The organism is Hyphomonas sp. (assembly GCF_022844445.1).
Taxonomy (GTDB): Bacteria; Pseudomonadota; Alphaproteobacteria; order Caulobacterales; family Hyphomonadaceae; genus Hyphomonas.
The window spans coordinates 156580-170958 of record NZ_JALHLS010000006.1 but is presented as its reverse complement, the minus strand read 5'-3'; the positions used below and the strand labels follow the sequence as shown (position 1 = coordinate 170958).

At 64.7% G+C, this 14379-nt stretch carries 17 protein-coding genes; 9 read left to right on the top strand and 8 right to left on the bottom strand.

Annotated features, from left to right (window positions below; translation table 11 throughout):
• The first annotated feature begins 61 nt into the window (after positions 1-61).
• Positions 62-562, top strand: coding sequence for a hypothetical protein (locus tag Q0C17_RS09130; RefSeq protein ID WP_291204763.1), 501 nt, complete (start codon positions 62-64; stop codon positions 560-562).
• On the opposite strand, the gene Q0C17_RS09125 is transcribed toward Q0C17_RS09130, so the two are convergent.
• A complete protein-coding gene (locus tag Q0C17_RS09125) occupies positions 559-912 on the bottom strand; it encodes a DUF423 domain-containing protein (RefSeq protein WP_291204760.1) in 354 nt (117 codons plus the stop codon). The two genes, Q0C17_RS09130 and Q0C17_RS09125, sit on opposite strands and share 4 nt — an antisense overlap.
• 7 nt (positions 913-919) lie before the next feature.
• A complete protein-coding gene (locus Q0C17_RS09120; protein WP_291204757.1) occupies positions 920-1336 on the bottom strand; it encodes a PaaI family thioesterase in 417 nt (138 codons plus the stop codon).
• A 105-nt stretch (positions 1337-1441) separates the two neighbouring features.
• On the opposite strand from Q0C17_RS09120, the gene Q0C17_RS09115 reads away from it, so the two are divergent.
• Complete coding sequence (locus tag Q0C17_RS09115) at positions 1442-2554, top strand: hypothetical protein (protein ID WP_291204754.1); 1113 nt, start codon at positions 1442-1444, stop codon at positions 2552-2554.
• Here the strand turns inward: Q0C17_RS09115 and Q0C17_RS09110 are convergent, their stop codons facing one another.
• The gene (locus Q0C17_RS09110; protein ID WP_291204751.1) at positions 2555-3241 is read right to left on the bottom strand and encodes a GNAT family N-acetyltransferase; all 687 of its coding nucleotides are present in this window, start codon (positions 3239-3241) and stop codon (positions 2555-2557) included.
• Positions 3242-3307: 66 nt separating this feature from the next.
• Between Q0C17_RS09110 and Q0C17_RS09105 the strand changes: the two genes are divergently transcribed.
• A complete protein-coding gene (locus Q0C17_RS09105) occupies positions 3308-5200 on the top strand; it encodes an ABC-F family ATP-binding cassette domain-containing protein (protein WP_291204748.1) in 1893 nt (630 codons plus the stop codon).
• On the opposite strand, the gene dgcA is transcribed toward Q0C17_RS09105, so the two are convergent.
• Positions 5201-6184, bottom strand: coding sequence for an N-acetyl-D-Glu racemase DgcA (dgcA, locus tag Q0C17_RS09100; protein ID WP_291204745.1), 984 nt, complete (start codon positions 6182-6184; stop codon positions 5201-5203).
• An 87-nt stretch (positions 6185-6271) separates the two neighbouring features.
• Here dgcA and Q0C17_RS09095 point away from each other — a divergent pair, with 87 nt between their 5' ends.
• The 4 genes from Q0C17_RS09095 to Q0C17_RS09080 are packed head-to-tail and all read left to right on the top strand — an operon-like array spanning position 6272 to position 9717.
• A complete protein-coding gene (locus Q0C17_RS09095; RefSeq protein ID WP_291204742.1) occupies positions 6272-7390 on the top strand; it encodes an MlaE family lipid ABC transporter permease subunit in 1119 nt (372 codons plus the stop codon).
• Positions 7387-8166 carry an ABC transporter ATP-binding protein gene (locus Q0C17_RS09090; RefSeq protein WP_291204739.1) on the top strand — a complete coding sequence of 260 codons (780 nt, stop codon included), beginning with the start codon at positions 7387-7389 and terminating at the stop codon, positions 8164-8166. The genes Q0C17_RS09095 and Q0C17_RS09090 overlap by 4 nt, the downstream gene beginning before the upstream one ends.
• A gap of 7 nt (positions 8167-8173) precedes the next feature.
• Complete coding sequence (locus tag Q0C17_RS09085) at positions 8174-9130, top strand: MlaD family protein (protein ID WP_291204736.1); 957 nt, start codon at positions 8174-8176, stop codon at positions 9128-9130.
• Positions 9127-9717: an ABC-type transport auxiliary lipoprotein family protein gene (locus Q0C17_RS09080; RefSeq protein ID WP_291204733.1), complete on the top strand. Its 591-nt coding sequence runs from the start codon at positions 9127-9129 to the stop codon at positions 9715-9717. The genes Q0C17_RS09085 and Q0C17_RS09080 overlap by 4 nt, the downstream gene beginning before the upstream one ends.
• On the opposite strand, the gene Q0C17_RS09075 is transcribed toward Q0C17_RS09080, so the two are convergent.
• Together Q0C17_RS09075 and Q0C17_RS09070 are read right to left on the bottom strand one after the other, a co-directional pair.
• Entirely contained in the window at positions 9714-9911 is a 198-nt protein-coding gene (locus Q0C17_RS09075) for a DUF2892 domain-containing protein (RefSeq protein WP_291204729.1), read from the bottom strand. The two genes, Q0C17_RS09080 and Q0C17_RS09075, sit on opposite strands and share 4 nt — an antisense overlap.
• Positions 9912-10013: 102 nt before the next feature.
• Positions 10014-11213 (bottom strand): acyl-CoA dehydrogenase family protein, encoded by a 1200-nt coding sequence (locus Q0C17_RS09070; protein WP_291204726.1) that lies wholly within the window; start codon positions 11211-11213, stop codon positions 10014-10016.
• A 206-nt stretch (positions 11214-11419) separates the two neighbouring features.
• Between Q0C17_RS09070 and Q0C17_RS09065 the strand changes: the two genes are divergently transcribed.
• Positions 11420-11959 (top strand): type VI secretion system tube protein Hcp, encoded by a 540-nt coding sequence (locus Q0C17_RS09065; RefSeq protein WP_291204723.1) that lies wholly within the window; start codon positions 11420-11422, stop codon positions 11957-11959.
• A 61-nt stretch (positions 11960-12020) separates the two neighbouring features.
• Here the strand turns inward: Q0C17_RS09065 and Q0C17_RS09060 are convergent, their stop codons facing one another.
• On the bottom strand, positions 12021-13136 hold the full coding sequence (locus Q0C17_RS09060; protein WP_291204720.1) for an acyl-CoA dehydrogenase family protein: 1116 nt from the start codon (positions 13134-13136) through the stop codon (positions 12021-12023).
• Positions 13137-13330: 194 nt separating this feature from the next.
• Between Q0C17_RS09060 and Q0C17_RS09055 the strand changes: the two genes are divergently transcribed.
• Positions 13331-13906 (top strand): hypothetical protein, encoded by a 576-nt coding sequence (locus Q0C17_RS09055; RefSeq protein WP_291204717.1) that lies wholly within the window; start codon positions 13331-13333, stop codon positions 13904-13906.
• Here Q0C17_RS09055 and Q0C17_RS09050 read toward each other — a convergent pair whose 3' ends face one another.
• Positions 13907-14278 (bottom strand): VanZ family protein, encoded by a 372-nt coding sequence (locus Q0C17_RS09050; RefSeq protein WP_291204714.1) that lies wholly within the window; start codon positions 14276-14278, stop codon positions 13907-13909.
• Positions 14279-14379: the final 101 nt, after the last annotated feature.

Sequence of the window (14379 nt, the reverse complement as noted above, 5' to 3'; positions counted from 1 at the left end):
CGTTTCGGTTGTGCCCGGAGAGGCAACGGTTGAGACCTCATTAACCAAGAGCCAATCTGAGTTGCGTCAGGCGTCCAATGCCTATTGCGACGAAGTTGTGAAGGCCGGCTGGGCCGAGGAAACGGGCGGTTTTGCTTCGCTTGCCGACACCCTTATGCATGGCCGCACGGAAGTCGCTGGCGCGCCAGGTTTCTATGCCGCGCGGATCGGGGCGGACTCCAAGGCTCCGGCGCTGATCCTTGCCCGGATCATTACGGACAGCCAGTCGGCCCGGGTCGGTCTTGCCGGCGTGACGGCCGAAGCCGAATCGGTTCTGCGCAGCGCAAATGCCAAGGCGTCCAACCGCGGAGACGTGATGAGCTTCGAGCGGGCGCTGGTGCGCGCACAGATGGCGCATCGCGGTTTCCAGGAAGCGCTGGACCTCGTGTCGGTGCGCGCCGACATGGACGTGAAGCCGATCGCCGCCGAAATCGAAGCCTTCGCGCGCGAGATCGACAGTGCCCGCACGATCGCGGACGGTCTGGCCGACCGCTATGTTGCTGAAGGCGCTGCCGGCTCCTAAGTCCGCCGGCCGGCGCCGAGGGCGAGCAGTGCCCAGCCTGCGAGCATACCTACACCGCCGAGCGGGGTGACCGCGCCCAGCCAGCGCGGCGCGCCGAGCGCCATGGCGTAGAGCGTCGCTGAGAAGATGACGCCGCCGATGAGCAACAGGGCGCCGCCGCGTGCGATGTGGCCGCCGCGTTCCGAGAGACCGGCGGCGAGCGCGGCTGCGGCATGCGGCAGGGCGTAAAGCGTGGCGGTGTGCCACCACGCTGCACCCTCTGCCGTAAGGCGGCCTTCAAGCGCGTGCGCGCCGAAGGCGCCTAGGGCGACCGAGGCGAATCCAAACAGGGCGGCGAGGCGGGCGAGCATACGGGTGTCAGGCCTTCCGGGGCAGCGCGTAGGTGACGATGGCGTGGCTTGAAGGTTTTTCCGCCCCCTCGATACGGATGTCCACATCGATGACGGCAAGGGCCTGGCCCATCTTCATCATCCGGCCTTCTGCCACAACAACGGCGCCGATGCAGGGGCGCAGGAAATTGATGTTGAGATTGCTGGTCACCGTCATCGGCTCGAGCCCCGTCTGCGTCATGATCACCATGTAGGCGACGCTATCGGCAAGGCTCATCTGCGTCGGGCCGGAGATGTAGCCGCCAGGGCGAAGGTGGGTCTCGTCGGCCTCGAGGCGCATGATCGCGCGCCCGGGCTCCATCAGGATTACCTGATTCTGGCGGCCGCGTCCTTTGAAGGCGGCTTCGAGAAAGGTGTTGGCCTCTTCAGCTGTGAACTTCGTCATCGCTCCCTCTCCCGGCGGCAGGCTTGATTGTGCCGGTGCCCGGCGTCAACCTACCCTGTACGACCCGTCCGCCAAGAGGTCACCCAAAGGAAGGAAGCCTGCGCCATGCTCACCGCCGGAGACGAATACCCGATCCACCAGACACCGGAACCGGTTGCCTTTGCAGGCTCGGACCGCAATTTCTATGACCGTTTCTTCTTCAACGGCTACAGCGCGGATGGAAAAATCTTCTTCGCCGCCGCGATGGGCGTCTATCCGCATCTGAACGTGATCGACGCGTCGGTGTCGATCCTGAAGGATGGCAAGCAGTCGACGATCTTCGCCTCGCGCCCGCTGAACATGCAGCGCATGGATACCTTCGTCGGGCCGATCTCGGTCAGCATTGTGGAGCCGCTCAGCAGAGTTCGCCTGACGCTGAAAGAGACTGAAGGCCTCGCGCTGGACGTCGAGTTTACCGGCCGCGCGTTTCCGATCGAGGAGCCGCGGTTCACCCGCCGCATCGGGCCGCGCATGATGATGGACCTCACCCGGATGACGCAGAACGGCCGGTGGGCCGGGACGCTGAAGATGGACGGCGAGACGATCAAGGTGGACCCGAAGAGCTGGACCGGAACGCGTGACCGCAGCTGGGGCGTGCGCCCGATCGGGACACCCGATCCGCAGCCGATGCACCCGGCGATGCCGCCGCAGTTCTACTGGATATGGACGCCGACAAACTTCCCGAACCTCTCCTTGTTCTTCCACGTCAACGAGGATGGCGCGGGCGAGGCGTGGAACGAGCGCGCCTCGCTGGTGATGGACGGCTCGGAACATGGCGGCGGCATTCACCTCGGAAATCCGAAGATGGAAGTGCGCTATGCCAAGGGCACGCGCCGAATGGAGACGGCGACCTTGTCGGTCACCGATCCGTCTGGCCGTCCGCATACGGTTGATTTCACGCCGCTCGGCACCTTCCTGATGAAGGGCATCGGCTATAACCACCCGGTCTGGCGCCACGGGGCGTTCCAGGGCGATCAGGTGAAAGTGATGCGCGAGGACTTTGCGCCCGGCAAGACGCCCTGGGCGGCGCTGGAGAACCTGCACATCCAGGAAATCGTAAAGGCCGTGCACAAGGGCCCGGACGGCGCAGGCTCGGAAGGCATTGGCACGTTCGAGCAGCTGTTCCTCGGTCCGCATGCGCCCTCGGGCTTCAAGGAAATTCTCGACGGCGCGGCCTGATCAGACGGCGCGTCGGGCGGCAGCCGCCAGCAGGCGCGCCCGCCGGGCGGCGGCTTCCTTGAGGCCGGCGCGCAGCGCGGTCCCGGCGGGCCCCTGCGTCAGCGGTTCGAGATTCTTCAGCGCGGTGTCGGTGTCGAAGCGGTAGCTGACGACCGGGCCTTCACGGTGGGCCGAGAGGCCGCTGAGGCTGCGGAAGAGCTGCCGGGAGGCGCGGTTTTCCGCCATCGTCTCGGCTGTGAGCCGCGTGATGCCGGCCGCGCGGGCATCGGTCAGCACGGCGGTGAGCAGAAGGCGCGCGAGGCCCTTGCCATGCCAGGCATCGAGCACGGCGAGGGCGAGTTCGGCCTCGTTGCTGGCGCCGCGGCGGATCGCGTGCACTGCGCCGATCGCCGGCTGGCCGGGCGCGGCATGGTCGATGGCGCCCCAGGCGATGTGCTTCCAGCCGTCAGCATCGCAGAGCCGCTCGATTACGTGGTCGGGCAGGGTCTGCGAGCCGTTGAAGAAGCGCAGGTAGCGTGAATGGTCCGACAGGGCCGCGATTCCGGCCTTCATGCGGCCAGTATCGCGCGGGCCGATGGGCCGCAGCTGGACAGACTCGCCGCTGTCCAGCTGGACGGGGAAACTGGGATATTCCATACGCGCAATGTTGCACTGCAACATGGCGGCAATGGGGCATGGCTCCAGCATGGATGCGATGTCATTTTGCAGTGCTTTTAGCGTGTCTTTTTGACTTTGAGCGGGTATGGGACGGCCATGCTGGAAATCCGTAACCTTGACTACCGCGTTGAAGCGCGCCCGCTGTTTGAAGCTGCGTCGGCGCGGATTTCGGCTGGCTGGAAGGTGGGCCTCGTCGGGCGCAACGGGACCGGGAAATCCACGCTGCTGCGGCTGATCCGGGAGGAGATCGCTGCGCCTGGCAAGGACAGCCCGATCCGATTGCAAAACGGGGCACGGCTTGGCTGGGTGGCGCAGGAAGTGGCGCCGTCGGATGAGACGATCATGGACGTGGTGCTGCAGGCCGACGCTGAACGCCACGCGCTGATGACCGAGTCAGAGACGGCCACCGACCCCGACCGGATCGGCGAGATCCACGCGCGCCTCCTTGACATTGATGCCTGGTCGGCCGAGGCGCGGGCGGCAGAAGTGCTGATGGGGCTTGGCTTCAAGCATGCGGACCTCTCGCGCGCGACGCGCGAGTTTTCCGGCGGCTGGCGGATGCGCGCGGCGATTGCTGGCGCCCTGTTCGCGCAGCCGGACCTGCTGCTGCTCGACGAGCCGTCCAACTATCTCGACCTTGAAGGCGCAGCCTGGCTGGAAGGCTATCTGCGCAAGTATCCGAATACGGTACTGATTGTCAGCCACGACCGCGAGTTGCTCAATCGAAGCGTGACGCACACACTGGCACTGGAACACCGCAAGCTGTCGATCACGCCGGGCGGATATGATGACTGGCTGCGCCTGCGCGCGGCGAAACTGGCGCAGCTGGAAAGCCAGCGTACCAAGCAGGCCGCCGAGCGTGCGCACCTGCAGGCCTTCGTCGACCGGTTCCGCGCCAAGGCCTCGAAGGCGAGACAGGCGCAGAGCCGCGTAAAGATGCTGGAGAAGATGCAGGACGTGTCGATCCCGATCGCGGAGCGCACGACGCCCTTCGTGTTCCCGGCGCCGGAATCGAAGCTGTCGCCGCCGCTTCTGGAGATCAAGGGCGCAGAGCTCGGCTACGGGCCGGGCGCACGCATCCTCAGCGGTGTGGACATTCGTCTTGACCCGGATGACCGGATCGCGATTGTCGGCACTAACGGACAGGGCAAGACGACGCTGGTGAAGTCCATAGCCGAGCGCCTGCCATTGATGGGCGGCAAGCGTCTTGCGCCGAAAGCCGTCCGTATAGGGTATTTCTCACAGGACCAGCTGGACGAGCTGACCGCCGGCGACACGCTGCTTGAGCACGTGATGCGCGCGCTGCCGCAGGGCACGCCGCCGGCGAAGCAGCGGTCGGTTGCGGCGCAGATGGGGTTCAGTCACGAGAAGGTCGAGACCAAGGTTGAGGCACTTTCGGGCGGCGAGAAGGTGCGCCTGATCCTCGGGCTGATCGCGCTGGAACGGCCACATATCCTTATCCTCGACGAGCCGACCTCGCACCTTGATATCGACAGCCGCGAGGCGCTGATCTATGCCATCAATGACTTCCCGGGCGCTGTGCTGCTGATCACGCACGATGTCTACCTCGCCGAAGCGACGGCGGACGAACTGTGGCTGGTGAAGGACGGGAAGGTCTCGCGCTATGACGGCGACCTGAACGATTACCGCACGCTGGTGCTCAGCACGGACCGTGAGAAGGCGGGGCCGGCAAAGGCAGCGGCTGCGCCCGATGATGAGCCGGCCGACAAGGCCGAGGCACGTCGCAAGGCGTCGGCCGCGCGCGAAGCTGCTGCGCCGCTGAAGAAGAAGGCGCAGGATGCGGAGAAGGTGATGGAGCGTCTCGCCGCGAAGATCGCGTCCCTGGACGTAGAAGTCGCCCGCCCCGACATCCCGCCGCACGAGGTGCGCCAACGTCTGAAGGAACGAGCGAAGTTCGTCGCCGAGAAGGAAGCGGCGGAAGCCGTGTGGCTCGAGGCAAGTGAAGCTTATGAAGCCGCGGTGCGCTGACTAGCCCCAGAGCGCGGCGGTTGGCGGTGAGATGATCCCTTCACGGATGATCAGGCCATCCCCGATGTCTTCCGCCAGCCAGAGCGGGCCGTCGAGATCGGCGGCGTCAGCGAGGCTGGCGAGCAGGGCGGCCGGCGCCATCGACAGGGAACTGGCGACCATGCAGCCGATCATCACGCCCATGCCGGACCGGCGCGCGGCGTGCACCATGGCGAGGGCCTCTGTAAACCCGCCGGCCTTGTCGAGCTTCACGTTCACGGCGTCATAGCTGCGCGCGAGCGTCTGAATGTCGGCGCTGGTATGGGCGCTTTCGTCCGCGCACACTGCAACCGGACCGGGGCGGTTCAGGAGTTGCTCGTCCTTGCCAGCCGGAAAGGGTTGCTCGATGAGCACAGCGCCGAGTCGCGCCGCAGCGGCGACGAGGGCGGGGTAGGCGTCCGCGGCGAGACCTTCATTGCCGTCGAGAATGAGGCGCGCACCGGGGCGGGCGGCGTGAACGGCGCGCAGTCGGTCAAGGTCGCCCTCGCCGCCGAGTTTCAGTTTCAGGAGGGTGCCGGGCGCGGCTTTTGCCGCTTCGGCCATACCCTCCGGTTCGGCGAAGCTGATCGTAACGGCAGTTTCGAAGGGTTTGGGTTCGGGCAGGCCCGCGAGCTGCCAGACGGGGCGGCCGGCGCGCTTGGCTTCAAGATCCCACATCGCGCAGTCGAGCGCGCACCGGGCGGCGCCGGCCGGCAGGGCCGATTGCAGCGCGTCGCGGCCGAGGCCTGCCTCCACTGCGCCGCGCAGGTTTTCTAGCGCAGCAACGACGCTGTCGACGGTTTCGCCATACCGCGCATAGGGAACGCATTCGCCCCGCCCCGCGTTGGTCCCGTCAGAGAGGCGTACCCGCACCGTCTCCGCATGTGTCTTAGCGCCCCGCGAAATCGCGAACGCCGCTCGCAGAGGCGTGGAAACACGGGCAATTTCGAACCGCAGATTTCGCATGGGTTAATCCTGCCGGGTGAAATGTGTTGGACTGGCCAGTCCTGTGCTTAAGCATGTTTTGCTAGAAAGGTCAGGCCAGTACGCAACATGACATCGCCTGTCGCCCCCGGTTTCGCGCTCGACAAGAGCGGCGAAGAGACCGTTCTCCGCCTGTCGGGGGACTGGACGGTGGCGACGTTGCACATCGTCGAGGCGTCATTTGGGGAGGTGAGCCTGCCCTCGGGCGCAGCCATCGACCTTGCCGGCCTGGGGCGCATCGACACGGCGGGCGCCTATGTCATCGACCGCATCGTGCGCTCGGCGCGCGATGCGCGCGTAACCGGCACCCCGGCCGCCGCCGCGAGCCTGATCGCGCAGGTGCACGCGGTGTCCGATCCCGCCAAGCCCCGTCCCCGTCGTACCTACGGGCTGGTCGACCTGCTCGAGCGCCTTGGCCGGGGCACGGTAGCCTTCTTCCGCGAAGTGACGGCGACGCTCGCCTTCCTCGGCGAGACGATGTTCACGATCATCCGCCTGCTGGCCCAGCCCTGGAAGCTGCGCTGGACGTCGATTGTCTCGGTGATGGAGGAGGCGGGCCTCAATGCCATGCCGATCATCGCGTTTCTCTCTTTCTTCGTCGGTATGGTCGTGGCCTTCATCGGCGCGACGACGCTTCGCGACTTCGACCTAGAGATCTACACAATCGAACTCATCGGCTATTCGATGCTTCGCGAGTTCGGCGTGGTGCTGACTGGCATCGTGCTGGCAGGGCGGACGAACTCGTCCTTCACTGCGCAGATCGGCACGATGAAGATGCGCCAGGAAATCGACGCGATGCAGACGCTCGGCCTGAAGCCGATGGATGTCCTGGTGGCGCCGCGCGTTCTGGCGATGCTTGTGATGACGCCGATCCTGACCTTTGTTGCGACGCTTGCCGGCATCGCGGGGGGCATCCTTGTCGGGTGGACCTCGCTGGACATCAACCCGAGCCTGTTCGTGGAGCGTCTGCGTGCGTCGGTGCCGCTTGACCAGTTCTGGGTCGGCATGTCGAAGGCGCCGTTCTTCGGCATGGTAGTCGCGATGATTGCTTGCCGTCAGGGCCTGCTGACCGGCGGCAGCGTGCAGTCGCTCGGCCACCGCACCACGACCTCGGTCGTGCAGGCGATCTTTGCTGTCATCGTACTCGATGCATTGTTCGCCATTTTCTACATGGAGCTTGGCATATGAGCGCCACGCCCATGATCCGTATCCGCGACCTCAAGGTGGCCTATGGGCCTAATATCGTGCTGGAACACCTGAACCTCGATATCCCGCAGGGGGAGATCGTCGGCATTATCGGACCGTCCGGATGCGGAAAATCCGTTCTGCTGCGTGCGATCACGGGCCTTAAACCGCCAGAGAGCGGCAGTGTGGAAGTGTTCGGCGAGCGGCTGGAAACCCTGTCGCGCGATGAGCGCACGGCGATCGAGCGGCGCTGGGGCATAATGTTCCAGGATGGTGCACTGTTCTCGAACCTCACCGTTCGCGAGAATGTCATGGTGCCGATGAAGGAGCATACGCAGCTCAGCCGCGGCCTGATGAGTGAACTCGCGGACATGAAGATCCGCCTGTCTGGCCTCGCCGCGAGTGCAGGCGACAAGTATCCCTCCGACCTGTCCGGCGGTATGCGCAAGCGTGCCGCGCTGGCTCGTGCGCTGTCGCTCGATCCGGAACTCCTGTTCCTCGACGAGCCTACGGCGGGGCTTGATCCGATCACCGCGGCGGGTTTCGATACGCTGGTGCGCTCGCTGCAGCGCGCCCTCGGGCTCACGGTCTTTCTGGTGACGCATGATGTCGATACGCTGCACGCGACGTGCGACCGCATCGTTGTGCTGGGCGAGAAGAAGGTGCTCGCGGTCGGAACGATCCCGGAACTAAGACAGGTCGATCATCCGTGGATTCAGGAGTATTTCAGCGGGCCGCGCGGTCGCGCGGCTGCCCCGATGGAACAGAAAGAGGCTTAGAAGAAGCATGGAAACCCGGGCAAACTATGCATTGATCGGCGTACTGGTGATTGTTGCCACCGCGCTCGTCGCCGGCTTTGTGCTCTGGCTCGGACAGTCCGAGTTCCAGCGCGACTACAAAGCCTATGACATCGTGTTCGAAGGCCCGGTCTCGCTCGAGAGCGGTGCGGCGGTGCGCTATATCGGCGTCAAGGTCGGCGAAGTAGCGACCGTGCGGATCGACAAGGCAGACCCATCAAAGGTGCGCGCGCATATCCGCGTGTCGCGCGAGACGCCGATCCGGGTGGACTCGACGGCCTCGATCCAGTTGGCTGGCATCACGGGTATAACCTTCGTGCAGCTGACAGCGGGCACGGGCGCGCCGCTGGAGGGCAAGCCCGGCCAGCCGGTGCCGGTGATCAAGTCCGAACGCACACTGGTCGATCAGATCGTGGCTGGCGGCGCGCAGGCCCTCGGCCGTGCGAACCTCACCTTTGACGGTATCAACCGCGTACTGACAGACGAGAATATTGCCTCGATGGGCAACTCGATCCGCAACATTGAAACCATCACCGCCAAGCTGGCCGCTGATGATGGACTGATAAGCGAAGCCTCGGTCACGCTGAAGAACGTGTCGGCCGCCTCGCAGGCTTTTGAGGATGCCTCGCGCGAACTGCAAACGGTCGGCGTCAACGCCGATGCGAGCCTGACGGAAGTGAGCGGCGACCTGAAGACGCTCGTAGGCGATTTCCGCAAGGTGGCAACTGCCGCAACGGGGACGCTGGCTGAAAGCCAACGCGCCGTAGCGGCAGCGACTGCCGTGATGCAGGGGCCCGCGACTGAGACATTCGAGAATACCGCCGCAGCCAGCCAGGACCTGCGTGTCCTGATCAACCGGCTTGACCGGACGGTGCGGGAAATTGAACGCAACCCGCAGGGCTTCGTCGTCGGCGAACCCCTGCCTTATGAGGAGAAACGGCGATGATCCGGTTCCTGATTGTCTCGGCCGGTCTTGCCGGTCTGGCCGGCTGCGTGAGTGTCCTGCCGACGCCGGAAGCCCCAGAGGCATATTACCGGATTGGTCCGATCCAGCCGCTGCACGAGCTGAAAGCGACGGTGCGTATCCGTGAGCCGGAAGCCTCGCGCCTCTTCTCCGGCCGCACGATCGCCGCTGAGGACGAGACCGGCGCGCTGCGCGTCGTGCGCGGCGTTCAGTGGACGGACAATGCGACCGAGATGATGCTGGGCGGCCTGCTGGACGCGCTGAACGGCGAGGGCGAGCACGCCGCGCTGCCCACCGGGGCCTCCGGACCGACGGAGTATGAAGTCACGTGGCGGATGAGCGAGTTTACACTCTACGGCGAGACGGCCCGCTGCCGGCTGGATGCCGCGCTGCTGAAAGGGCGCTCGCGCGCGGTCATTTCGCAGACGACGGTCTCGACGACAGCGGTGGCCCTCGACAGTTCGAATGCCGCCCGGGCCAAGGCGCTGACCGATGCCGGACGCGCCTGCATCAGCGAACTGGCTTCGTTCGTTGCCGATGAGACGGCAGAAGAAACGCCTCAGCCCTAGCCCTTTTTCAGCGGGCAGGTGTTGAGGCCCAGCAGGCTGTAGAGCGGGCAGGAGCCGATAACGCCGGTGACGAGCGGCACGATGCCGAGCCAGCCCCAAGGCGTCTGCGGGCCGACAAACACGAGGCTGATCAGTACGATACCGGCAATCACGCGCAATGCGCGGTCGATGGTACCTTCGTTGGTCTTGAACATGGCGCTCTCCAAGAAAAATGCCGGGCCCGCATGGCGAGCCCGGCATCATCCTCATTCCATCCGGTCTCCGGCGTTATCCGGAAACCTACCTAGCGCTCCGCCTCAGCCGACCTTCATCTCGTCGAAAGCGAGGTCCTTGTCGACGCGAACGTCCTGCGGCAGGCCAAGCACGCGCTCGGCGATGATGTTCTTCAGGATCTCGTCGGTGCCGCCCGCGATGCGCAGGCCAGGCGCCCACATGAAGCTCTGCTGGAAGATCGCATCGCCTGGCATCCGGTCGGTCTCGGTGATGATACCGTAATGGTCCTGCATCTCGATGGCCGAGTTGCAGATGTCCTGCAGGTGGTTGGCGGTGATGATCTTGCCGATCGAGTTCTCCGGTCCAGGCGTCTGGCCGCGCGAGAGGGCCGTCTGGGTACGGAACTTGGTCAGCTTGTAGCCCTGGGCGGCAACATACCAGTCAGCGAGCTTCTCGCGGAAGGCCTGGTCTGACATGGCGCCCGACTGCTGGGCATAAGCCATGATCTCGCCCCAGTCCGGACCGGGCGATCCGCCCACGGCGAGGCGCTCGTTCATCAGCGTAACGAGAGCCACTTTCCAGCCATCGCCCACGGCCCCGAGACGGTCGGTATCCGGGATGCGCACGTCGGTGAAGTAGACTTCGTTGAATTCGCGGCCGCCGGAGGCCTGGTGGATCGGGCGGACTTCAACGCCGGGCTGCTTCATGTTGACGATGAACATGGTGAGGCCCTTGTGTTTCGGAACCTTGGGGTTCGTCCGCACGAGGAGGATGCCGAAATCGGAATAGTGGGCGCCGGAGGTCCACACCTTCTGGCCATTGATCACCCACGTATCACCGTCCTTGACCGCTTTGGTCTTCAGACCTGCCACGTCTGAACCGGCCGAGGGCTCGGAGAAGAGCTGGCACCAGATTTCCTCGCCCATCAGGGCTTTCTGGACATAGCGGTCCTTGTGCGCGTCGGAGCCAAAGGCGATGACGGTCGGCACGCACATGCCGAGGCCGATGGCGAACGGGCCGGTGGGCGCGTCGAACTTCGATTCTTCTTGGCCCCAGATGACGGCCTCCATCGAGCTGCCGCCGCGGCCGCCCCATTCCTTCGGCCAGGTGATCTGGGCGAATTTGTTCTCGGCCTTGGTCTTCTGCCAGGCCTTGGCGCGGGCGAGCGCTGACTCGTTGGCCCCCCGCGGGCGGGCGCCGGATTTCGGCTCGAGGTGTTTCGAAAGGAAGTCATGCGCCTCCTTGCGGAAGGCGGCTTCGGCGGGGGTATCGTTGAAGTCCATGTCGGTCTCCGTTGCTTTCAGTGGCTTGAGGTTGAAACCGGGCGCGTTGCCCGGCTTGCAGTTTGGTAAAAATATTTTTGTGTGAACGCTTGCTGACAAGGCGTTGCCATATTCCATCCCAAATTGGGGCGTCGTATGGCATTCAGACGCCGGGGTGACGAGCGATGGGCTTCCGCCAGCGGCGCAGTACGAAGGGACAACGTCTTATGTCGAATATCTTTGCGCATACCCGCCGCATCGCTGCGGCTTCTGCCGCCTCCATGCTCATTGCCGGGCTCGCGCATGCCGGCGTCGAAGTGAAAGTCGGCAACGACAAGCTTGCCGCCACGGCCGCCACGATCAGCGTGTCGCAACAGCCGGTCTATGATCCGATCACCTACATGCCGGTCGAGCCTGCCAAGACGCAGCTCTACACAGGTGGCATCTACGTGACGCGCAATTTCGACTCCGGCTCCGCCAAGGTCATCAAGCACATCGTCAACGCCACGGCCGTTCCTGTCGTGGAGATCACGATCACCACGGACGGCTCCGCCGACAAGCAGGTCTGGAAGCTGACTGACGCCGTGCTGAACAACTACTCGACCTATACGGGCGAAGCTTCCCAGGTCATCGAGAACTTCGACATCACCTACAAGACTGCGACCCTGAACGTGTACACCGGCGGTTCGGCCACGCCGACCGACTCGGTCACCTGGACGGCTCCTGAGCCGGCCGCTGCGGTCGCCGTTGAAGAAGGCGGCCACTGATCCAGCATCAGACGGGCGGCGGGAGAGATCCCGCCGTCCGTTGCCTGCCGGGGCGGGTGCCTCAGGCCGCATTCTTCGCCTCGAGCGCGCGTACCAGCTTCTCTTTCCAGACCTTGGGAGAACCGGCCTGAACGGCCAGCAGTTTCGCCCGGCGATAGTAGAGGTGGCAATCGACTTCCCAGGTGAAGCCCATGCCGCCATGCGTCTGGATGTTTTCCTTCGACGCGAACCAGTAAGCTTCTGACGCGGCCACGCGGGCGGCGGCAGCGGCCTCCGGCAGTTCGGCGGCATCGGTTGACAGGGCCCATGCGCCATAGAAGCTGTTCGAACGCGCAATCTCGTTCTTCACGTACATGTCCGCCAGCTTGTGCTTGATCGCCTGGTTGCCGCCGATCGGGCGGCCGAAAGCATAGCGGTTCTTGGCATACTCGTTGGCCATATCGAGGCAGACCGAAGCGCCGCCCAGCTGTTCGAAGGCGAGCAGCACGGCCACGCGGTCCATCAGCTGCGCGTTCAGGGCTTCGCCCTCGCCCTTGCCGCCAAGGCGTTCGGCAGGCGTGCCGTCGAACACGATTTCTGCGTGGCTGCGGGTCGGGTCGATGGTCTGCAGCGTCTTGCGGGTGATGCCCTTGGCGGACAGGTCGACGAGAACCAGGGAGAGGCCCTTGCCTTCCTTGGCCAGCACGACCGCATGGGTCGCGATGTCACCGTCCGTGACCGGGATCTTGGTGCCGCTCAGCGTCTTGCCATCAAACGTGGTGCGCATGTTGGAGGCGTCCGCGTTGCCTGGGCCTTCAGAGGCGGCATAGGCGCCGATCACGTCGCCAGCGGCGATCAGCGGCAGGATGGCGGCTTTCTGCTTGTCGCTGCCGGCCAGCTTGACGGCTTCGGTCAGGAAGTAGGCGGTGGAGGCGAAGGGCACCGGCGCAATGGCGCGGCCCATTTCCTCGGCGAGGACGCACATTTCGAGCATGCCGAGACCAAGGCCGCCATGCTCTTCCGGAATGGCGGCGCCCAGCCAGCCCATCTCGGCAACCTTCTTCCAGAGGTCCTTGTGGAAAAGGGTCTTGTCGTCGTTGAGCACCTTGCGGACTTCCGAGGTCGGACACTGTGCCGACAGGAACTTCCGGGCTTCACCGGCAAGGTATTTCTGGTCTTCGGAGAAATCAAAATTCATGGCGCATTGGCTCCCATCGCCCTCGGGGCGTTACTTGTTATCTCGGATGGACAGAGAATAGCCCACTTTACGCGCGCGGAAAGGTGTGACCCAGCGGCAATGGCACTGCGACATTCGATCGAATTTTAAAGGTTCCGTTCACCGGAAGAGCACGCTCCTGTGGCAGCTTGGCGGCTGGATGAGGAGACGCACAGATGGCCAAGGCCCTGTTCCACAAATCGCAGCGCGTGTTCGTAAAGCCCGTCGGAACATGGGCTGTGGTCGAACACGTCGTTCCACACTGGGTGAAGGACGTTAACGAGCCGCTGCGCATCACCTATGATTGCGGTCTCGGGCGGCCGTTCCATGCCCACGAGCTTGTGTCGGAGCAGGCCGTACACAACCAGAACCGCGTCAGCGACGAAGATGACGACATGATGCTGGAACATTGGACTGTTGAGCGGCGCAGCATCAAGTGGCGCCCCAGCGAGTTCGGCGTCACGCTGGCAAATCCGGGAACCTACCCTGTGGTCACAACGGACGAAGGCAGCGCAGGCGGATGGCGCGTCGGCGGCACGGAATATGACCGTGATCCGCAGCGTATCGAACACCAGGCCCGCATGATCGTGCACACGCCAGACCTGATGCGCATCGCACGCCGCGTCGCGGAGTTTGCCTCGGACAATCCGGGCGAGTTCCCGGCCGACCTCAAACCCGTCGCCCAGCACTGCGCGCTGATCTTGCGCAATGTGTACCGGCTCGACGAGGAAATCACCGTCGCGGCCGAGTGATCACTGCGCCCGAGTGCGCGCAATGAACCAGACCAGAAGGTAGCCCGCCGCCGCGCCCAGCGCGTTGGCGGCGCCGTCGAGGACGGACGCTTCCCGCGTCTGCGTAAACACCGCCTGCGCGAACTCCAGCCCGGCGCCGTAAGCTGAGAGCACAAGCACCGTCGCAATGCGCCCGGGGCCAAACCACATCGCGGCGGGAATGGCCAGCATGGCATAGGCGCCGAAGTGACGGATCTTGTCGGAGACGTCCGGTGCCGGAACCGCGGCGCCTGACATCATCGACAGGTAGCCGATGCCGAGGGCAATCAGCAGGGCGATGACGAGGGCGGCGCGCCGGACATTGGGCGGGTAAGGTAAAAGGGCAGGCTTCATCCGCGTCTCTTGCCAGCCCGCGCGGTTGCGGACAACGGCCCTCGACGGGCCGGATGCGCCCCTATATTCCTGAGGACCCGTCCAGACAGCCCTGAGGAGCC